The following is a 17,899-nucleotide window of genomic DNA, read 5'->3' as shown; positions in this document are numbered from 1 at the left end:
CCTTCCAAGGAGCCCGTTTCATGTCGCGTACCGTAGTTTTGGCCGCTGCCATCAGCCTGGCGCTGGCGGCTTGTTCCGGCAAGGAGTCCACCCCCGTGACCGATACCCAGAGCCCCGCCGCGCAGCCGCCGGCCGAGGCCTCCACCAATCCCCTGTTGAGCGCCAGCACGCTGCCGTTCCAGGCGCCGCCATTCGACAGGATCAAGGACAGCGACTACCTGCCGGCCTTCAATGAAGGCATGAAGCAGCACCTGGCCGAGGTCCGCAGGATCGCCGACAACCCCGAGCCGGCCACCTTCGACAACACCATCGAAGCGCTGGAGCGCAGCGGCGAAACCCTGAACCGCGTGTCGCGCATCTTCTTCGGCCTGGTCCAGGCCGATACCAACGACGCGCGCCAGAAGATCCAGGAAGAAGTGGCGCCCAGGCTGGCCGAGCACCAGGACGAGATCAACCTCGACCCGAAGCTGTTTGCCCGCATCAAGACTGTGTACGACCAGCGCGACGCCCTTGGCCTGGACCCGGTGCAGAAGCGCCTGGTCGAGCGTGATTACCAGGAATTCGTCCGCGCCGGCGCGCAGCTCAACGATGCCGACAAGGCCTCCCTGCGCAAGCTCAACGTGGAAGAAACCACGCTGGCCACGCAGTTCCACACCCGACTGGTCGCCGCGACCGCCGCCGGTGCCGTGGTCGTCGATGACAAGGCCAAGCTGGCCGGCCTGGACGAGGATGCGATCAACACCGCCGCCGCCGACGCCAAGGACCGCAAGCTGGACGGCAAGTACGTGCTGCCGCTGCAGAACACCACCCAGCAGCCGGTGCTGGCCTCGCTGAGCGACCGCGACCAGCGCGCCGCCGTGCTCAAGGCGTCGGAAACCCGCGCCGAGAAGGGCGATGCCAACGACACCCGGCAGACCGTGCAGCGCCTGGCCCAGCTGCGTGCGCAGAAGGCCAAGCTGCTTGGCTTTGACAACTACGCCGCCTACAGCCTGGCCGACCAGATGGCCAAGACCCCGGCCGCCGCGCTCAAGCTGCTGACTGACACCGTGCCGGCCGCCACCGCCAAGGCACGCGGCGAAATCGCCGAAATGCAGAAGGTCATCGACGCACAGAAGGGCGGGTTCAAACTCGCCGCCTCGGACTGGGACTTCTACGCCGAACAGGTACGCAAGGCCCAGTACGATCTGGACGAGTCGCAGATCAAGCCGTACTTCGAAATGGACAACGTGCTGCAGAACGGCGTCTTCTACGCCGCCACCCAGCTCTACGGCATCACCTTCAAGCCGCGCACCGACATCCCGACCTACCACCCGGACATGAAGGTCTATGAGGTGTTCGACAAGGACGGCACCTCGCTGGCGCTGTTCTACACCGATTACTTCAAGCGCGACAGCAAGTCCGGTGGCGCCTGGATGGACGTGTTCGTCGAGCAGGACGGTCTGACCGGCGCCAAGCCGGTGGTCTACAACGTGTGCAACTTCACCAAGCCCGCCGCCGGTCAGCCCGCGCTGCTCAGCTTCGATGACGTGACCACGATGTTCCACGAGTTCGGCCATGCGCTGCACGGCATGTTCTCGAAGGTGAAGTACCCGTCCATTGCCGGCACCAGCACCTCGCGCGACTTCGTCGAGTTCCCCTCGCAGTTCAACGAGCACTGGGCGCTGGACCCCAAGGTGTTCGCCAACTACGCCAAGAACTACAAGACCGGCGAACCGATGCCGCAGGCCCTGGTCGACAAGATCCTCAAGGCACGCACCTTCAACCAGGGCTACGCGACCACCGAGTACCTCTCGGCCGCGCTGCTCGACCTGGCCTGGCACACCCAGCCGGCCGACGCGCCGCTGCAGGACGTGGCGCCGTTTGAAGCGGCCGCGCTGAAGAAGTACAAGGTCGACCTGGCGCAGGTGCCGCCGCGCTACCGCACCACCTACTTCGACCACATCTGGGGCGGCGGCTATTCGGCCGGCTACTACGCCTACTTCTGGGCCGAAGTGCTCGACCATGACACCTTCGAGTGGTTCAAGGAACATGGCGGCCTGACCCCGGAAAACGGCCAGGTGTTCCGCGACAAGATCCTCTCGCGCGGCAACAGCGTCGAACTGGCCGACCTCTACCGCGAGTTCCGCGGCAAGGACCCGTCGGTGGAACCGCTGCTGGTCAACCGCGGCCTGAAGTGATCCGGTAGGCAGCGCACGTCGAACGGCAGGGGAAACCCTGCCGTTCGTACATCCGGCATCACCATCGCGCAATCACGTTCCCACGTGCACGCCTTCGCGCAGCTCGCTGCAGCCCAGGTGATCCAGCGCGATCTCCAGTGCGTGCACGTAGCTCTGCGCGCAGTAGCCGTGCGCCACGCCGATACGCTGGCCGGCATCGGCCGGCAGGCAGGCTTCCGGCGTGCGGGCGTCATCGTCATGGACTTCCACGTACGGGTTGCGCAGGTGCGGCAGCAGCCGCTGCAGGCGCACGCTGCCCACGCACGCACCCGGATCGAGCAGCGTGACCTCGCCCCGGCTGTGGTCGGCCACGCGCAGGGCGTCCAGCAGTTCCTGTTCCGACCCGCAGGCGCGGATCGCCACGGTGGTACCGGCGTCGATCGCGCGGTGCACCAGCGATTTGAGCACCGGCGCCGGCAGCGGCACCGCCGTGCGGATCAGCGCGCCACTGGCTTCCGGGCCACGGATGATGAAAATCGACATGGCTCAGGCACTCCCCACGGCGGGCTGCAGGCGTCGTGCGGCGATCGCCAGTGACAGCCGGCAGGCTTCCTCGCGGCTGCGGCCACACACCACCCGTGCAGCCGGCGCATGCTGCGGATGCAGGCGGTCATCAAGCGCGTCATCGTCGTTGCTGGCCATCTCGATGTACGGCGCCGGCAGCGCGTCCAGCGCCGCGCGCACCGCTGCGCCGTACCGGGCCCACTGCGGAGCCGCCACGGCGGTGGTTGCGATCAGCACCCAGGCCGGGCGGCTGCGTCGTGCGGCCTGCAGGCAGCGCACCAGCGCCGGCAGCGAGTCGCAGTCATGGCAGGCCAGGCGGTGCCCGGCGACCCGGGCAGGCAGCGGCGCGGCATCCGGCGCCGCGCTCGGCGGCGTGTGCCGGATCAGCAGGATGGTCATGGAACACCTCGTTGGAGCGCCCTGCGGCGCGGTGGGGTCACGATGCGGCCGCAGGCCGTAAAACCGCCATGCCACGGCCGCAGCGGCGGCGTAAATACCGCGTAGCTTTCCGTCGGGCGCCCGGGAACTTGCCGGCCGCCACCACGGTCACACCGCCACCCCTCACCGAGCGCTGACATGGATACCCACGCTGCCCGCCCCGCCGCAGGACACAACCGCGTACTGCATTGGCTGAAGAAGGAAGCGCTGCCGCTGCTGGTGATGCTGGGCCTGCTCGCCGCTGCGCGCGACACCCTGGCCAACCACTATCAGGTGCCCAGCGGTTCGATGCAGCACACGCTGATGCCCGGCGATCGCGTGGTGGTGGACATGCGCGCCTATGGCCTGCGCCTGCCCTTCACCGGACTGGAGCTGATGGCCACCGGCACCCCGCAGCGCGGCGATGTGGCCGTGTTCGATTCGCCGCGCGATGGCGTCCGTCTGATCAAGCGCATCGCTGCCGTGGGCGGCGACCGGGTCGACCTGCGCGATGGCCATCTGACCATCAACGGCCGCCCGCTGGCCGACGCCAGCCAGGGCGAGGTCGAGGACTTCGGTACCCATCTGGCCCAGCTCGATCTTGGCCAGGGCGGCGGCCCCGACATCGCCGGGCTGACCGTGCCGGCCGGCAAGGTGCTGATGCTGGGCGACCACCGCGGCAACAGCCTGGATGGCCGCTTCTTCGGCCTGGTCGAGGCCTCGGCGCTGTACGGCAAGGCCTCGCACGTGTACTGGCGGCGCGGCGACGGGTTCACCTGGCAGGCGCTGTAAGCGGCGCATTGCACCGGCGCGGGTCACCCTCGCCGGTGGTGACCCGACCGGTATCTGTATTGATATCCGAAACGTCTCAATCCAGACATTCCAGGTTATGGATCGTCCTGTAACGGCTGCCTATCCTGACCGCTGACCCTTACGCACCGGCCCGCCCCTGGGCCCTGACGCAATGAACGGCGACACCGCAGCCCTGACGCCCACCTCCCACATCGTGCAGGGCACGCCGGCGTTCCGGCGCACGGCTGCCGCCCTGTTCCTGGCGGGCTTCTCCACCTTCGGTCTGCTCTACACCGTGCAGCCGCTGCTGCCCGAGTTCAGCCGCCACTTCGGCGTGTCGGCGGCCAGCAGCGCGCTGGCGCTGTCGCTCAGCACCGGCCTGCTGGCGGTGTCGATGCTGATTGCCGGGTTGATCTCCGACCGCATCGGCCGGCGCAGTGTGATGGTTGCCGCGCTGCTGGCGTCCAGCGTGTTGTCCGTTGCCACGGCGATGGTGGATGACTGGTCCACCCTCCTGGTGCTGCGCACGCTGCTCGGCATCGCGCTGAGCGGCGTACCGGCGGTGGGCATGACCTACCTCGCCGAAGAAATGGACAGCCGCGCGCTCGGCCTGGCGATGGGCCTGTACATCGGCGGCAACGCCATCGGCGGCATGAGCGGGCGCCTCATCGCCGGCATCGTCGCCGACCACTGGGGCTGGCGCTGGGGCATCGGCGTGGTCTCGTTGATCGCGGTGGCGAGCACGCTGCTGCTGTGGGTCCAACTGCCGCCGTCGCGCCATTTCCAGAGCCGCCGCAGCGGCCTGCGTGAACTGCCGGCGCGCTGGCGCAGCCTGTTTGCCGACCCCGGCCTGCCGTTGCTGTTCGCCACCGCCTTCGTGCTGATGGGTGTGTTCGTCACCCTCTACAACTACCTCGGCTACCACCTGATGGCGCCCCCGTATGGCCTCAGCCAGACCGTGGTCGGCCTGATCTTCAGCGTCTACCTGGTGGGCACCTTCAGCTCGGCATGGATGGGGCAGCAGGCCAACCGCTACGGGCGCAGCCGCGTCCTGGGCATCTGCTATGGCCTGATCGCGCTGGGCATCGCGCTGCTGGCGCTGCCGTGGCTGGGCTGCATGGCCGCCGGCATCGCGCTGGTGACCTTCGGTTTCTTCGGCGGGCACTCGGTGGCCAGCAGCTGGGTCGGCAGCCGCGCCGGTGCGATGCGCGCCGACGCATCGGCGCTGTACCTGTTCGCCTACTACCTCGGCTCCAGCGTGGCCGGCGTACTCGGCGGGGTGTTCTACACGCACTGGGACTGGCTCGGCGTGTGCGGCTTCGTCGGCCTGCTGACCGTGGCCGGCGCTGCCGTCGCCTGGCGCCTGGGACGCCGTACGCAACCGGCCACCGGCGTGCTCGCGCTCAGCCGCTGACGTCCTGCAGCAGCCGGGTGAAGTGCGCGATCAACGGTGATGCCGTACCGCGCCGGCAGGCCACGTGGACTTCCGAACTCGCCGCGCGATCGCTGAGCGCGACGAAGCGCGCACCGTCCACCTGAATGTGACTGCACGAGGCCGGCAACACCGTAACGCCCAGTCCCGACGCGGCCAGGCTGATCAGCGTCGAGGCCTCGCCGGCCTCCTGCACGATGCGCGGCGTGAACCCGGCGCTGCGGCACAGCGCGATGACATGATCATGGATGCCGGCACCGACCTCGCGCAGGAAGCCCACGAACGGCTCATGCGCGAACAGCCGCAACGCCACTGCCGCATCGGCGGGCAGACCGCGCACCAGCGGGTGCTGGTCGTGCACCACCAGCGCCAGTGGATCGCTGAACAACCGGCGCGACATCAACGGCGCCGGCAGCGCACGTTTGCGGATCAGCCCGACATCCAGCTCGCCGGCCATCAGCGCATCGATCTGCTGGAGGGTATTCATCTCGCGCAGCTTCAACTGCACCTGCGGAAACTGCTGGCGGTAAGCGAAGATCGCCCGTGGAATCTGCGTGGACAGCGGCGTGGCGCGGGTCAGCCCGATGCGCAGTTCGCCGGTTTCGCCGCGCTGCGCGCGCTGGGTGAGGTCGACTGCCTTGTCCATCCGCGCCAGCACCGCGCCGGCCTGCTCCTGCAGCACGCGCCCGGCATCGGTGAGTTCCACGCGGCGGTTGGTGCGCAGGAACAGGCGCGCGCCCAGCAGCGTTTCCAACTGACGGATCTGCTGGCTGAGCGGTGGTTGCGACATCCCCAGCCGCTCGGCGGCGCGGCCGAAGTGAAGGGTATCGGCCACCGCCAGAAAATAGCGCAGGTGGCGCAGTTCGATCGACATGGCAGGCGCGTCAGCGTTCGGAGTGACCGCTTTCATCATAGCTGCGCGGACTGAACAGGTCCGGCTGGATCAGCTCGATGAAGGCGCGCGCCTGCGGCGACAGGAACCGCCCGCGGCGCACGATCACCCCGTAGCTGCGCTCGGGGAACCAGGCGCTCATTGAGCGGGTGGCCAGGCGGTCGCGGTCGGCATCGTTGAGGCACAGCGCCGGTACGATCGAGATGCCCATGCCCATCGCCACGTACTGCTTGATCACCTCCCAGCCGCCCACTTCCAGCGCCACCGTATAGGGAACGCGCTGCCGCTGGAACACCTGGTCCACCAGGCGGTAGGTGATCTGGCGCTTCGGCGGCAGCACCAGCGGGTAGGCCGAGATCGCGGCCAGGGTCAGCTCGGGCAGGGTGGCCAGCGGATGCGCGGGTGGGGTGATCAGCACCTGCTCGAAGCGGTAGGCCGGGGCGTAGCTCAGGTCGGCCGGCACGTCGGTCATCGAGCCCACCGCCAGGTCGGCCGCGTCGCTACGCAGCAGGTCGGTGCCGTCGGCGCTGATCGCGTTGTGCAGGGTCAGCCGCACATCCGGATGGCGCTGGCGGAAGCGCTCCACGATGCGCGGCAGCAGGTACAGGATGGTCGAACTGTTGGCGGCGATGTTGAGCTCGCCGGCGTCCAGCCCCTTCACCTTGTCGCGGAAGCTGGCCTCCAGCCCATCCAGGTTCTCCACCAGCGGCTGGGCCATTTCATACAGCAGCTGGCCTTCACGGCTGGGCACCAGCCGGCGCCCGCTGCGCTCGAACAGACCCACCCCCAGTTCCCGTTCCAGCGCCTGCAACTGCTGGCTGATGGCCGGCTGGCTCACAAACAGCGCCTCGGCTGCCCGTGAGACCGAGCCGAGACGGACCGTCTGGCAGAACGCCCGAAGCGGTTTCAGCCGATCGGATTTGTAGGAAAACCGGGGACTTGGGGGGCGCTGTGTGGGCATGGCGTAACGAGTATAAGCACAACTTATGTAAAGCATTGCAATAACTGTTTTGTCAAATATCGATACGTCGGCGCACGGTGTAGCCCTACCGCACCGCAGGAGTCGTCCATGTCCGCCGTCGCTTACGCCACCGCCCAGCCCACCCCTGCCGACGCCCCGGCCACGCCGGGCATCGCCCTCACCACCCAGCTTGCCGGCCAGTCCGCGCTGCTGCCGGCGGGGGTACTGGCGCTGCTGGTGTCGCTGCACCGTGCGGTCGAGCCCGAGCGCCAGCGCAGGCTGCAGGCACGCCAGGCGCGCCAGGCCTTCTTCGACGGCGGTGGGTTGCCCGACTTCCGGACGGATACCGCCGCCATCCGCGCCGACGACTGGACCGTGGCGCCCATTCCGGATGCCCTGCAGGACCGTCGCGTCGAGATCACCGGCCCGACCGACCCGAAGATGGTCATCAACGCGCTGAACTCCGGCGCCAAGGTGTTCATGGCCGACTTCGAGGATTCCACCGCCCCGGCCTGGCGCAACCTGCTGGCGGGCCAGCAGGCGCTGATCGGCGCCGTGCGGGGCGACCTCACCCATACCGCGCCCAACGGCAAGCAGTACGCGCTGCGCCCGTTGAACGAGCAGGCCGTGCTGATCGTGCGCCCGCGCGGCTGGCACCTGGACGAAAAGCACGTGCGCATCGACGGCCAGCCGCTGGCCGGTGGCCTGTTCGATGCGGCCGTGTTCGCGTACCACAACGCCCGCACCCTTATGTGCCGCCAGCGCGGCCCGTACTTCTACCTGCCCAAGCTGCAGAGCATGGAAGAGGCCGCGCTGTGGGAAACCGCGCTGTCGCACATCGAGGGCATGCTCGGCCTGCCGCACGGCCAGATCAAGGTGACCGTGCTGATTGAGACGCTGCCGGCAGTGTTCGAGATGGACGAGATCCTGCATGCGCTGCGCGACCGCATCGTCGGCCTGAACTGCGGGCGTTGGGACTACATCTTTTCCTACATCAAGACCTTCCGCCGCCATCGCGACAAGGTGCTGCCCGAGCGCGGCCAGGTGACCATGACCCAGCCGTTCCTGAAGGCGTACTCGGAACTGCTGATCCAGACCTGCCATCGCCGTGGCGCACACGCGATGGGCGGCATGGCCGCGCAGATTCCGATCAATCACGATCCGGCCGCCAACGAGCAGGCGATGGCACGGGTGCGCGCGGACAAGCTGCGCGAAGTGAGCGCTGGCCACGACGGCACCTGGGTCGCGCATCCGGCGCTGATTCCGGTGGCCCAGGCGATCTTCGATGCGCACATGCCCGGGCCAAACCAGCACCAGGTGCTGCGCCGCGATGTGCAGGTGGATCGCGACGCTTTGATCGCCACCCCGACCGGCACCATCACCCGCGCCGGCTTCGAGGGCAACGTGGACGTGTGTGTGCGCTACCTGGCGGCCTGGCTGGATGGCAACGGCTGCGTGCCGATCCACCACCTTATGGAGGACGCGGCCACTGCCGAGATCAGCCGCAGCCAGTTGTGGCAGTGGCTGCATACCGGCGGACAGCACTTGGACGACGGTACCGCCATCGACCTGGCGCTGCTCGACGCCGCACTGGCCCAGCTGCCCGCGCGCCTTGGCGACCGCAGCGCGCTGCCCGGCGCATCGCGCATCGAAGAAGCCATCGCCCTGCTGGCCGACCTCAGCCGCCGCGACGAACTCACCGACTTCCTGACCCTGCCCGCCTACGACCGCATCGATTGACCCATCCCCGTAGAGCGGGGCTCTGCCCCGCCGCCACATACCCGTAGAGCGGGGCTCTGCCCCGCCGCCACATACCCGTAGAGCGGGGCTCTGCCCCGCTGCCACATACCCGTAGAGCAGGGCTCTGCCCCGCTGCCCCAATGCCCCCTGGAGAACCGACATGAGCAAGCTGCCCACCGCCGAACAGATCCAGCACGAATGGAACACCGACCCGCGCTGGGCCGGCATCCAGCGCAACTACAGCGCCGCCGACGTGGTCCGCCTGCGCGGCACCGTGCACGTGGAGCACTCGCTGGCCCGGCTGGGCGCTGAGAAGCTGTGGAAGTACCTGCATGAAAAGGACTTCGTCAACGCGCTCGGCGCGCTGACCGGCAACCAGGCCATGCAGCAGGTCAAGGCCGGGCTCAACGCGATCTACCTGTCCGGCTGGCAGGTGGCCGCCGACGCCAACCTGGCCGGCCAGATGTACCCGGACCAGTCGCTGTACCCGGCCGATTCGGTGCCGGCAGTGGTCAAGCGCATCAACAACACCCTGCTGCGCGCCGACCAGCTGCACCACGCCGAAGGCAAGGACGAGATCGACTTCCTGCAGCCGATCGTGGCCGACGCCGAGGCCGGCTTCGGCGGTGTGCTCAACGCCTTCGAACTGATGAAGGCGATGATCGAAGCCGGCGCCGCCGGCGTGCATTTCGAGGACCAGCTGGCCTCGGTGAAGAAGTGCGGCCACATGGGCGGCAAGGTGCTGGTGCCGACCCGCGAGGCGATCGAGAAATTGAACGCCGCGCGCCTGGCGGCTGACGTGCTCGGCGTGCCCACCCTGCTGGTGGCGCGCACCGACGCCGAGGCGGCCGACCTGCTGACCAGCGACATCGACGCCAACGACCAGCCGTTCGCCACCGGCGAGCGCACCGTGGAAGGCTTCTACAAGACCCGCAACGGCCTGGACCAGGCGATCAGCCGCGGCCTCGCCTACGCCCCGTACGCCGACCTGATCTGGTGCGAAACCGGCAAACCGGACCTGGAATTCGCGCGCCGCTTCGCCGAGGCGATCCACGCAAAGTTCCCCGGCAAGCTGCTGGCCTACAACTGCTCGCCCAGCTTCAACTGGAAGAAGAATCTGGACGACGCCACCATCGCGAGCTTCCAGAAGGAGATCGCGACCTACGGCTACAAGTTCCAGTTCATCACCCTGGCCGGCTTCCACGCCCTGAACTACTCCATGTTCAACCTGGCGCACGGCTACGCCCGCCGCCAGATGAGCGCCTTCGTGGAACTGCAGGAAGCCGAGTTCGCCGCCGCCGACCGCGGCTTCACGGCGGTCAAGCACCAGCGCGAGGTTGGTACCGGCTACTTCGATGCCGTCACCCAGGCGATCCAGCAGGGCCAGTCCTCGACGACCGCCCTGAGCGGTTCGACGGAAGAAGAGCAGTTCAGCGCCGGGCGCGCGGCCTGAGGAGCATCACGGGCGGCCAGGGAAGGCCGGAGCGGCGGTCGGTCGGAGGGGCCGTCGCCGCTGTCTGTGTGGGGGAGCGGTCCGGTGATTGGGACTATCGTTCGTGGAACAGGCGATCCCACTTGATCGACTTCCAGTACTTCATCACCTCGCGACGGCGCAGGAAGGTGATGACCCAGTCCATCGCTTCGTCCACGGCGCGGGCGACGTGATTGAGGCCGAAGCGGCGGACGTAGAGGAAGAAGATCTTCAGCACGCCCTTCAGCAGGGAGCCGACGGTAGGGCAACCCGATCAGGCACAGCACCAGCTCCATCCAGGCCAAGGCGTCGCTGCTGTCGTTGTTGATCTGTTTGCAGCTTGCGATGATGTCGCGTACGTCGCAGACGTGGTCCACACTGGGAATCATCGAGACGGCGGTGTCGAAGGTCCTCTCCCTCTTGCGGATGACATTCATGGATGCGGCCTTCCACCGTACGGATCGTTGCCGGCGACTTGGGGCAGTTGATCGGGCCGGTCGGTTCCGGGAGCGTCTCGAAGGGGCCGTGTGAAAGTGCTGCTGCAGCGAACAAGAAAGATGGAAGCAGGCTCATGGCTGATCGGTGTGCTGGACGTTGGGCGGACAGAAGGCCACACAAACACCGCGGCGGTTGAGCAGTGGCCGCACCGGCTCGTCATGCCGCTGAAAGCTCCACCTCAGCTCAAGGCCGCCAGCGCTGAAGCCGGGATAGGTGTAGTTGCGAAAGTTGCCATCGGGATCATCCTTTAAATACGACGTCATCAAGTAGGCCTCACCGCAATGACCGTTGATGTACGTGCCTGCTGGGTGATGGGGAATGTCCGGCCCGGGCCAATTGCTGACCTGGCTTTCGTCCAGTACGGGACACAGCATCTTTCCATCGACCACCAATCCGTAGAAGCCTACACTCCGCATCCGATCGGTTGGGCTCGTCCACTTGAGCTTCTCCTTGTCGTCCGGCGGCGGCATGCGGTAGAACACATTCGCACGCGGCCAGAGGCGGATGCCGGAGATGCGCACTTCCATCATCTGTTCTCCGATAGCCGACGCATCGTTGGAGTCGATCACCATGCCGTGGCGATCGAAAATATAGAAGTACTGTGCGGCCATCGCGGCAGGGTTGCGGGATGAAACTATCGCCCGGAACGGCCAATCCTCGGGCGGGTGGTAGCTGCCTGTCCCCTGGGGTGGCAGTCTTGTCGAACCGAAGTTCACCCTCCAGTGCGTCTGCTCGTCAGGTGGGGTGACATCCCGGTAGGCACTCTCCCCCTCTTGCGGATGGCACTCATAGATCCGGCCTTCCACCGTGCGGATAGTGGCCGGGGGCTTGGGGCAGTTGATCGGCCCCATTGCTGCAGACGGAAGAGTCTCAAAGGGAGCCTGAGAGAGTCCCGCGGCAGCGAAGAGGAAAGGTAGAAGCAAGCTCATGGCTGGTCGGTGCCCATGCTGATATGGATGTGGTGGATATGCGTGTTGTCCGTAGCGAACGCCTCGGTGTTACCTCGTTCTTGGTCAACTGCCGGAGATACGCACTTCCATCATCTGTTCTCCGATAGCCGACGCATCGTTGGAGTCGATCACCACGCCGTGGCGATCGAAAACGAAGAAGTACTGCGCGGCCATCGCGGCAGGGTTGCGGGAAGAAATGATCGCCCGGAACGGCCAATCCTCGGGCGGGTGATAGCTTCCCGTTCCCTGGGGCGGCAGTCGTGTCGAACCGAAGTTCACCCTCCAGTGTGTCTGCTCGTCAGGTGGGGTGACATCTCGGTACGCATCCTCTCCCTCTTCCGGATGGCATTCATAGATGCGGCCCTCCACCGTACGGATGGTGGAGGGGGGCTTGGGGCAGTTGATCGGGCCCATTTGCTCTCCCGGCAGAGTCTCGAATAGACCCGGTGAAATCGACGCGGCGGCTAGGGCGAAGGGATAGAGAAAGCTCATGGCTGATCGGTGTACTGGACGTTGGGGTGGGAGAAAGGTTCCCGCCTATTTCGGCGGACAGAAGGCCACACACACACCGAGACGATTAAGTAGCGGTCGCACCGGCTCGTCATGCCGCTGGAAGCTCCACCGCAGCGCAGCGCCGCCGGCGCGGAAGCCGGGATAGGCGTAGTAGCGGAAGTTGTCGTCCGGATCGTTCGGGAGGGTAGACTCGATCCGGTAGGCCTCGCCGCAGTGACCATTGATGTACGTGCCTGCTGGGTGGTTGGGGATGTCTGGTCCAGGCCAACTGCTGACCAGGCTTTCATCCAGCACGGGACACAGCATCTTTCCATCGACCACCAATCCGTAGAAGCCCACATCCCGCATCCGATCGGTTGGGCTCGTCCACTTGAGCTTTTCCTTGTCGTCTGGTGGCGGCATGAGGTAGAACACATTCGCACGCGGCCAGAGGCGGATGCCGGAGATGCGCACTTCCATCAACTGCTCTCCAATAGCCGACGCATCGTTGGAGTCGATCACTACGCCGCGGCGATCAAAAACATAGAAGTACTCCGCCGCCATTGCTGCGGGATTGCTTGATGAGACGATTGCCCGGAACGGCCAATCTTCGGGCGGGTGATAGCTGCCTGTTCCCTGCGGTGGCAGTCGTGTCGAACCGAACCTCATCCTCCAGTGCGTCTGCTCGTCAGGTGGGGTGACATCCCGGTAAGCATCTTCTCCCTCTTGTGGATGACATTCATAGATGCGGCCCTCCACCGTACGGATCGTTGCAGGCGGCTTGGGGCAGTTGATCGGGCCGGTCGGTTCCGGGAGCATCTCGAAGGGGCCGTGTGAAAGTGCTGCGGCAGCGAGGACGAAAGGAAAAAGCAGGCTCATGGCTGATCGGTGCCCATGCTGATATGTATGTGGTGGATGTGCGTGTCATTGGTGGCCAACACCTCCGTGATCGCGGGAATCGGATGGGCGAGGTCACGCTGCTGCATCCAACAAGTCCGACAACCAGCGCAGTAGTTCGTGGTAAGTACCTCGGCGCCTCGTAGCCTCAAGGCTGCAAGGAGAGATCGTCACAATCACCTCTGAAGTCCACTATCGCCTCGATCTACAAGGATGCTGTGCTGCCGGCGAACCCGATCAGCTGATTGATCTGCTCCAGCAGACCCTTGAGGCAAGGGAGGGAGGCGAAGCGACAGAGCAGCGTGGCCTGACGCCTGTGTCACAGATTGAGCACCAGATTTGCGCCTGAACCCATGATCGCGCTCAGAGCTTGGGGTCGGACTGATCGGGCGACCAGATCCAAAGCACATTGCCGTAGTCGCTGCCCTTCAACTCGGGGAAGCGGTCATCCTTCTTGAAGTAGCGGCGGGATCCCATTTGGGCCGGGGTGTACCACCAGCCGTTCTGTGGCACCTGTTGGCCCGCTTCGACTCTGTGTGGGCGAGTGGCGGTCGCGACGCTCGACGTGCCTGCGTAGGTGCCGTCGATCTCCTCATACTCATCGTCGATCAGCTCAACAAAGAACCAACGGCAAGGTCGATCCTCAAAGCTTTCCCGGGATGCAGCTGCGGGTGCCAGGTGGGGGCGCGACCTTTCGCGCTGTTGGATGTTTCGAAGGAGGAGGCCCTCCGGGCCACTGATCAGTCGATGAAGTCCGTCGACATCTTCCCAAAGTCCTTCCCTGCCAACACGCTCCAATGCGAGCTTGCCGAATTGGTTAAGCGTGTAGGTATTGCCAAGTTCACCATGTCCACCCGTCCAGCCGAACTGCAAGGAGCCATAAGGATCATCTGCTGGGACATACGCGCCCGTGCGCGGGGGCGTGTCGCCGCTGAAGCAACAAAGGTCTGAGCGAACACGGAATCTCGGGATGTGCGAAAACCCTTTCCCGTCCTCCTGCCATAGTGACCAGAATACGAAATCGTCCCACAAGCTCGGCCTACTCATCATTTCGCTGATCTTGCTCGCATAGTGAAAGACAGCCTGGGCACGATGTTTGAACTGCTCCTCCTGGTCCTGAGTCGCCCAAGGCATCTGGTACGCATACTCGTCCAGCATGCGTGAGCACTGGCGCTCGCCGGCGATGTCAAAAACCTGATGCGCGCGCGCGGCGATGTCCTTGATAACACCCTCCCTGAATTCCATCAGAGCAGGGTAAGCGTACGTTGAGAAGTGTCCAGCAGTGTCGATCGGCTGCCAGTTCGCGAGCATTCTTCCTGCCGGATCTAGATTGGAGCGTTCTTCCAAAAGTGATTCAGCGAAAGAGACGAGCAGATCAATTCTGTTTAGAAGGCCTTCCACATACGCCAGTGACGAGAAGTGGTAGAGCAGCGTGGCTTGACGCTTTTGCCAGGAATTGAGCTCCAAATATCTTGATGAACTTACAGTCTCATTCATAGCTTCGGATCGGACTGATCGGGTGACCAGATCCAAAGCACATTGCCGTAGTCGCTGCCCTTCAACTCGGGGAAGCGGTCATCCTTCTTGAAGTAGCGGCGTGATCCCATTTTTGCCGGGGTGTACCACCAGCCGCTTTGTGGGACGACTTGGCCCGCTTCGACTCTGTGAGGGAGAGTGGAAGTCGCGACGTTCGCTGTGCCTGCGTAGGTGCCGTCGATCTCTTCGTATTCGTCGTCCAGCATCTCGACGAAGTACCATCTACACGGGCGCGCTTCAAAGGAGTGGCGAGCGACAGTCGAGGGCCCGAGCGACACGCTGGACCGTTCCATCTCGCTCACAAGATTCTTGTGCTTGCGTTCGTTGATGATCTGATGGAGCAGCGCAGCGTTGGACCACAGCCCCCCCCTACCCACTCGATCCAATACGTATCTCCCAAAAGAGTTGAGCGTACGTGCGTCTCCCAACTCTCCGTGTCCGCCAGTCCAAGCGAACTGAAGGGCTCCAAATGGATCATCTGCCGGCATGTACACGCCGGTCCTGGGCGGCATATGGCCCGATCGGGCCTGGATATCTGTGTGGACTCTGAAGCTGGGAATGGAGGGGAATGCCACCTTCTCCTGTTCCCACGTTATCCAGAAGGTGAAATCGGTGTATGAAAATGGTCGGCGGATGATGTCGCTGATGTTCTCCGCATGCCTGAAGGCCGCCTCAGATCGGGCTCTGAATTCGCTCTCCTGCTCGGTGGTTGCCCAAGTCATCTGATACGCGTACTCATCGAGCATTCGGGCGCACTGATTATCACCAACGGCAAAGTAGCGTTGGAAGGCGCGTGCTGCCAACGCGTGAATGGCACTCTCACGAAACTCAACAAGTGCAGGGTAGGCAAACGTGGAGAAGTGAGTTGCTGTACTGACGGAACTCCAGCCTGCAAGCGCGGCTCCCGCGACATCGAGAGGACTTCGTTGATCAACGATTTCGTCAGCGAAGCTGATGAGCGCATCGATCTTGGGGAGGAGTCCCTTCAGGTAACCTGCTGAGGCGAAGTGGTACAAGAGTGCCGCCTGACGCTTGTGCCAAGGGTTGAGCTCAGGCTGGCTCTTGGACATTTCGTTCAACTCCTGGTTATCTGGCCGGGAAGATAGGGTAGGCCAAGTCTGACGTCATTCGACTGCGAGTCAAAATCCTTGGTTCCCCAGTTCGTGTCGAACGGACCCACGATCTTCGGATGATTGATCTCTGTGCGCAGGCTTTGGTATCTGGCCTGTTCATGTGCCGGAAGGTCCTTCCACGCGTCATAAGTCATAGGGCTGGGGGTGAGAGCCCCAGTCCGCGGATGCGCTTCGTAGTAAATGCTGCTGTCCTTTGCAGTTTTTATGGTATCAGTTGAACTTCGCAGAGAACGTCCTTCCTCGTCGAACAGAGCACTGCTATCGAACTTGATCTGTTCGTAACCTCCTTCAAGGTGATGTCCGGGTAGCTCATCCTTCTCTTGAGCCGCAGATTTCCCGCGCCAAACCTTTAACTTTTCGCCGCGTTTGAGCTCATAGATGACGAACTGACCGTTTGGATTCCAGTCGGGCCATACGGCATGAAACTTGCGCCAGTCTGATTTCGGGTCGTCAGATCGCATGATTTTCTTGAAAACGTCTTCTGACATCCAGTCGGCACTGGCAGCAAAGTTACTTGGAGAAACGACTCGATACAGTTTGAGCGGGCCGTTGAGTTCTACTGCTTCTAAAGTGGAGAAGCTCCGAATCTGAGAGTTGGTGAGTTTCAGATAGTCATGATCATTGGATGCTTGATCGACTTGTGCACGCACATCTTTAGGAGCTATGGGCGTATTCCTTGAGATGTTTCCTGTGCTTAGCCAGCGGGGCGGCGGACTTGCTTGCCGCATCAATGTAACCGCACGCGCTTCCGGCAGCGTTCCCGTGAAATGCACATTCCCCGCGTCAAGAACGCCGCGGCGCTGTACCAGATCCTCGATCTCAAGGCGACGAATGATCTCGTCCAGGATTTTCAGCGCGGGGGCCGTATGGGCGCTGATCTTCTTTGTCGCCAGGGCCTTGACGTCTTTCACCAGCTTGATGGTGTCCTGCGCGGCGGGTCCAATGAAGGGGATGTTCTTGACGAAGCCGAGCAGGTTGTCCATCAGGCTGATGGCGCGATCAAAGGCGTCCAGCAGGATCTTGGGGCTGACCAGGGCACGTACGATACGGGTCTGATTCGCCAGTTCGTGGAACAGACGATCCCACTTGAGCGACTTCCAGTACTTCATCACCTCGCGACGGCGGAGGAAGGTGATGACCCAGTCCATCGCTTCGTCCACGGCGCGGGCGACGTGATTGAGGCCGAAGCGGCGGACGTAGAGGAAGAAGATCTTCAGCACGCCCTTCAGCAGGGAGCCGACGGTAGGGATCAACCCGATCAGGCACAGCACCAGCCCGACCCAGGCCCAGGTGTCGCTGCTGTCTTTGTTGATCTGTTTGCAGCTTGCGATGATGTCGCGTACGTCGCAGACCTGGTCCACGCCGGGAATCATCGAGACGGCGGTGTCGAAGGCAATCTGACCGGTGGTGCGCTGCTCGTTGAAGTCGCCCTGGATGGCCTCCCACAGCCAGACAAAGACGTTCTTGGTTCCGTCAGCTACAGCGCTGTACTGATCGGTGACGAATGCGAGGGCTTCGCGGAGCTGCTGCAGCGTGACCGGTGCGGCCTGGTTGGGGCGGTCAACCCCGCCGTCAGCCATGACCACCTTCCTTGGCAGCGGCGATCAGCTCAAGCGCGGGCCAGGCGTTGTCCTTGTTCGGTTCGCGCGCCTGATAGATCACCTTGGCGACCTTCCTGTTAGGGATGGGACCGTGGTGCGCCTTGCCATCCGCGTCGAGCCTGCCGGTAATGGTGGCGCCGTTGTCGAAGTGAATTTCGTATGGCGTACCGGCCATAGCCTGCTGCGTGTCTACGTCCATGTAGTTCAGTGCTATCCAATGAGTGAGTTGCTGTGTGCCGTCCGGTAGCGGCGGCAGGAAGGCTTCGTTCTTCTCCCCGCCCATGAACGGATGCTGCCCGGCCTTGACGGTAAACGTGCCCGGGCAGCTGAAAGTGATGTTGCCGCCTTCCAGCGTGATCGCGCTGTT

The 17,899-nt window shown here is 64.2% G+C and carries 16 protein-coding genes and 1 pseudogene; 5 read left to right on the top strand and 12 right to left on the bottom strand.

The genetic code is table 11. The features are described 5' to 3' along the window. Positions 1-20: 20 nt before the first annotated feature. The gene (dcp, locus tag ACPEH8_RS11820) at positions 21-2,177 is read left to right on the top strand and encodes a peptidyl-dipeptidase Dcp (RefSeq protein ID WP_136006699.1); all 2,157 of its coding nucleotides are present in this window, start codon (positions 21-23) and stop codon (positions 2,175-2,177) included. 72 nt (positions 2,178-2,249) lie between these two features. Here dcp and ACPEH8_RS11815 read toward each other — a convergent pair whose 3' ends face one another. After that, entirely contained in the window at positions 2,250-2,699 is a 450-nt protein-coding gene (locus tag ACPEH8_RS11815) for a 3-dehydroquinate dehydratase (protein ID WP_136006697.1), read from the bottom strand. A 3-nt stretch (positions 2,700-2,702) separates the two neighbouring features. Next, the gene (locus tag ACPEH8_RS11810) at positions 2,703-3,119 is read right to left on the bottom strand and encodes a hypothetical protein (protein WP_136006694.1); all 417 of its coding nucleotides are present in this window, start codon (positions 3,117-3,119) and stop codon (positions 2,703-2,705) included. Between the two features lie 177 nt (positions 3,120-3,296). On the opposite strand from ACPEH8_RS11810, the gene lepB reads away from it, so the two are divergent. Together lepB and ACPEH8_RS11800 are read left to right on the top strand one after the other, a co-directional pair. Continuing rightward, positions 3,297-3,929, top strand: coding sequence for a signal peptidase I (gene lepB / locus ACPEH8_RS11805; protein ID WP_017357435.1), 633 nt, complete (start codon positions 3,297-3,299; stop codon positions 3,927-3,929). A 172-nt stretch (positions 3,930-4,101) separates the two neighbouring features. Then, positions 4,102-5,343 (top strand): MFS transporter, encoded by a 1,242-nt coding sequence (locus tag ACPEH8_RS11800; RefSeq protein WP_262071509.1) that lies wholly within the window; start codon positions 4,102-4,104, stop codon positions 5,341-5,343. Here the strand turns inward: ACPEH8_RS11800 and ACPEH8_RS11795 are convergent. Both ACPEH8_RS11795 and ACPEH8_RS11790 read right to left on the bottom strand, forming a co-directional pair. Then, the gene (locus tag ACPEH8_RS11795; RefSeq protein WP_017357433.1) at positions 5,333-6,235 is read right to left on the bottom strand and encodes a LysR substrate-binding domain-containing protein; all 903 of its coding nucleotides are present in this window, start codon (positions 6,233-6,235) and stop codon (positions 5,333-5,335) included. The two genes, ACPEH8_RS11800 and ACPEH8_RS11795, sit on opposite strands and share 11 nt — an antisense overlap. Before the next feature lie 10 nt (positions 6,236-6,245). Continuing rightward, complete coding sequence (locus tag ACPEH8_RS11790) at positions 6,246-7,214, bottom strand: LysR family transcriptional regulator (protein WP_423666859.1); 969 nt, start codon at positions 7,212-7,214, stop codon at positions 6,246-6,248. Between the two features lie 108 nt (positions 7,215-7,322). Between ACPEH8_RS11790 and aceB the strand changes: the two genes are divergently transcribed. Both aceB and aceA read left to right on the top strand, forming a co-directional pair. After that, on the top strand, positions 7,323-8,954 hold the full coding sequence (aceB, locus tag ACPEH8_RS11785; protein ID WP_017357431.1) for a malate synthase A: 1,632 nt from the start codon (positions 7,323-7,325) through the stop codon (positions 8,952-8,954). 160 nt (positions 8,955-9,114) lie between these two features. Further along, entirely contained in the window at positions 9,115-10,407 is a 1,293-nt protein-coding gene (gene aceA, locus ACPEH8_RS11780; protein ID WP_017357430.1) for an isocitrate lyase, read from the top strand. A 94-nt stretch (positions 10,408-10,501) separates the two neighbouring features. On the opposite strand, the gene ACPEH8_RS11775 is transcribed toward aceA, so the two are convergent. From ACPEH8_RS11775 to ACPEH8_RS11740, 8 genes and pseudogenes are all read right to left on the bottom strand, one after another. Beyond that, a complete protein-coding gene (locus tag ACPEH8_RS11775) occupies positions 10,502-10,663 on the bottom strand; it encodes a hypothetical protein (RefSeq protein WP_168355658.1) in 162 nt (53 codons plus the stop codon). 331 nt (positions 10,664-10,994) lie between these two features. Beyond that, complete coding sequence (locus ACPEH8_RS11770; RefSeq protein ID WP_423666856.1) at positions 10,995-11,852, bottom strand: hypothetical protein; 858 nt, start codon at positions 11,850-11,852, stop codon at positions 10,995-10,997. A gap of 84 nt (positions 11,853-11,936) precedes the next feature. Beyond that, positions 11,937-12,365 carry a hypothetical protein gene (locus ACPEH8_RS11765; protein WP_423666853.1) on the bottom strand — a complete coding sequence of 143 codons (429 nt, stop codon included), beginning with the start codon at positions 12,363-12,365 and terminating at the stop codon, positions 11,937-11,939. Between the two features lie 45 nt (positions 12,366-12,410). After that, positions 12,411-13,244, bottom strand: a complete 834-nt coding sequence (locus ACPEH8_RS11760; protein WP_262071506.1) for a hypothetical protein — start codon at positions 13,242-13,244, stop codon at positions 12,411-12,413. A 381-nt stretch (positions 13,245-13,625) separates the two neighbouring features. Then, positions 13,626-14,759 carry a hypothetical protein gene (locus tag ACPEH8_RS11755; protein WP_166472464.1) on the bottom strand — a complete coding sequence of 378 codons (1,134 nt, stop codon included), beginning with the start codon at positions 14,757-14,759 and terminating at the stop codon, positions 13,626-13,628. Next, on the bottom strand, positions 14,756-15,868 hold the full coding sequence (locus ACPEH8_RS11750) for a hypothetical protein (protein ID WP_262071505.1): 1,113 nt from the start codon (positions 15,866-15,868) through the stop codon (positions 14,756-14,758). The genes ACPEH8_RS11755 and ACPEH8_RS11750 overlap by 4 nt, the downstream gene beginning before the upstream one ends. Positions 15,869-15,873: 5 nt before the next feature. Next, positions 15,874-17,511 (bottom strand): hypothetical protein, encoded by a 1,638-nt coding sequence (locus tag ACPEH8_RS11745; protein WP_166472466.1) that lies wholly within the window; start codon positions 17,509-17,511, stop codon positions 15,874-15,876. Beyond that, positions 17,504-17,899: pseudogene (locus ACPEH8_RS11740) on the bottom strand (type VI secretion system tip protein VgrG); the annotation flags it as partial. The gene ACPEH8_RS11745 and the pseudogene ACPEH8_RS11740, both read right to left, overlap by 8 nt.

Origin of the sequence: Stenotrophomonas sp. NPDC077461, from assembly GCF_049545475.1 — a bacterium.
Lineage (GTDB): Bacteria > Pseudomonadota > Gammaproteobacteria > Xanthomonadales > Xanthomonadaceae > Stenotrophomonas > Stenotrophomonas nematodicola.
Note: the sequence above shows the minus strand (reverse complement) of the source record. Positions and strands in the feature narration are given on the sequence as shown.

Coding starts and splice junctions, on each gene's coding strand:
- ACPEH8_RS11790 (WP_423666859.1), bottom strand. CDS start 7,214: ATGCCCACACAGCGCCCCCCAAGTCCCCGGTTTTCCTACAAATCCGAT.
- ACPEH8_RS11750 (WP_262071505.1), bottom strand. CDS start 15,868: ATGTCCAAGAGCCAGCCTGAGCTCAACCCTTGGCACAAGCGTCAGGCG.
- aceB (WP_017357431.1), top strand. CDS start 7,323: ATGTCCGCCGTCGCTTACGCCACCGCCCAGCCCACCCCTGCCGACGCC.
- ACPEH8_RS11795 (WP_017357433.1), bottom strand. CDS start 6,235: ATGTCGATCGAACTGCGCCACCTGCGCTATTTTCTGGCGGTGGCCGAT.
- ACPEH8_RS11765 (WP_423666853.1), bottom strand. CDS start 12,365: ATGAGCTTTCTCTATCCCTTCGCCCTAGCCGCCGCGTCGATTTCACCG.
- ACPEH8_RS11760 (WP_262071506.1), bottom strand. CDS start 13,244: ATGAGCCTGCTTTTTCCTTTCGTCCTCGCTGCCGCAGCACTTTCACAC.
- ACPEH8_RS11800 (WP_262071509.1), top strand. CDS start 4,102: ATGAACGGCGACACCGCAGCCCTGACGCCCACCTCCCACATCGTGCAG.
- ACPEH8_RS11810 (WP_136006694.1), bottom strand. CDS start 3,119: ATGACCATCCTGCTGATCCGGCACACGCCGCCGAGCGCGGCGCCGGAT.
- ACPEH8_RS11770 (WP_423666856.1), bottom strand. CDS start 11,852: ATGAGCTTGCTTCTACCTTTCCTCTTCGCTGCCGCGGGACTCTCTCAG.
- aceA (WP_017357430.1), top strand. CDS start 9,115: ATGAGCAAGCTGCCCACCGCCGAACAGATCCAGCACGAATGGAACACC.
- ACPEH8_RS11745 (WP_166472466.1), bottom strand. CDS start 17,511: ATGGCTGACGGCGGGGTTGACCGCCCCAACCAGGCCGCACCGGTCACG.
- ACPEH8_RS11815 (WP_136006697.1), bottom strand. CDS start 2,699: ATGTCGATTTTCATCATCCGTGGCCCGGAAGCCAGTGGCGCGCTGATC.
- lepB (WP_017357435.1), top strand. CDS start 3,297: ATGGATACCCACGCTGCCCGCCCCGCCGCAGGACACAACCGCGTACTG.
- dcp (WP_136006699.1), top strand. CDS start 21: ATGTCGCGTACCGTAGTTTTGGCCGCTGCCATCAGCCTGGCGCTGGCG.
- ACPEH8_RS11755 (WP_166472464.1), bottom strand. CDS start 14,759: ATGAATGAGACTGTAAGTTCATCAAGATATTTGGAGCTCAATTCCTGG.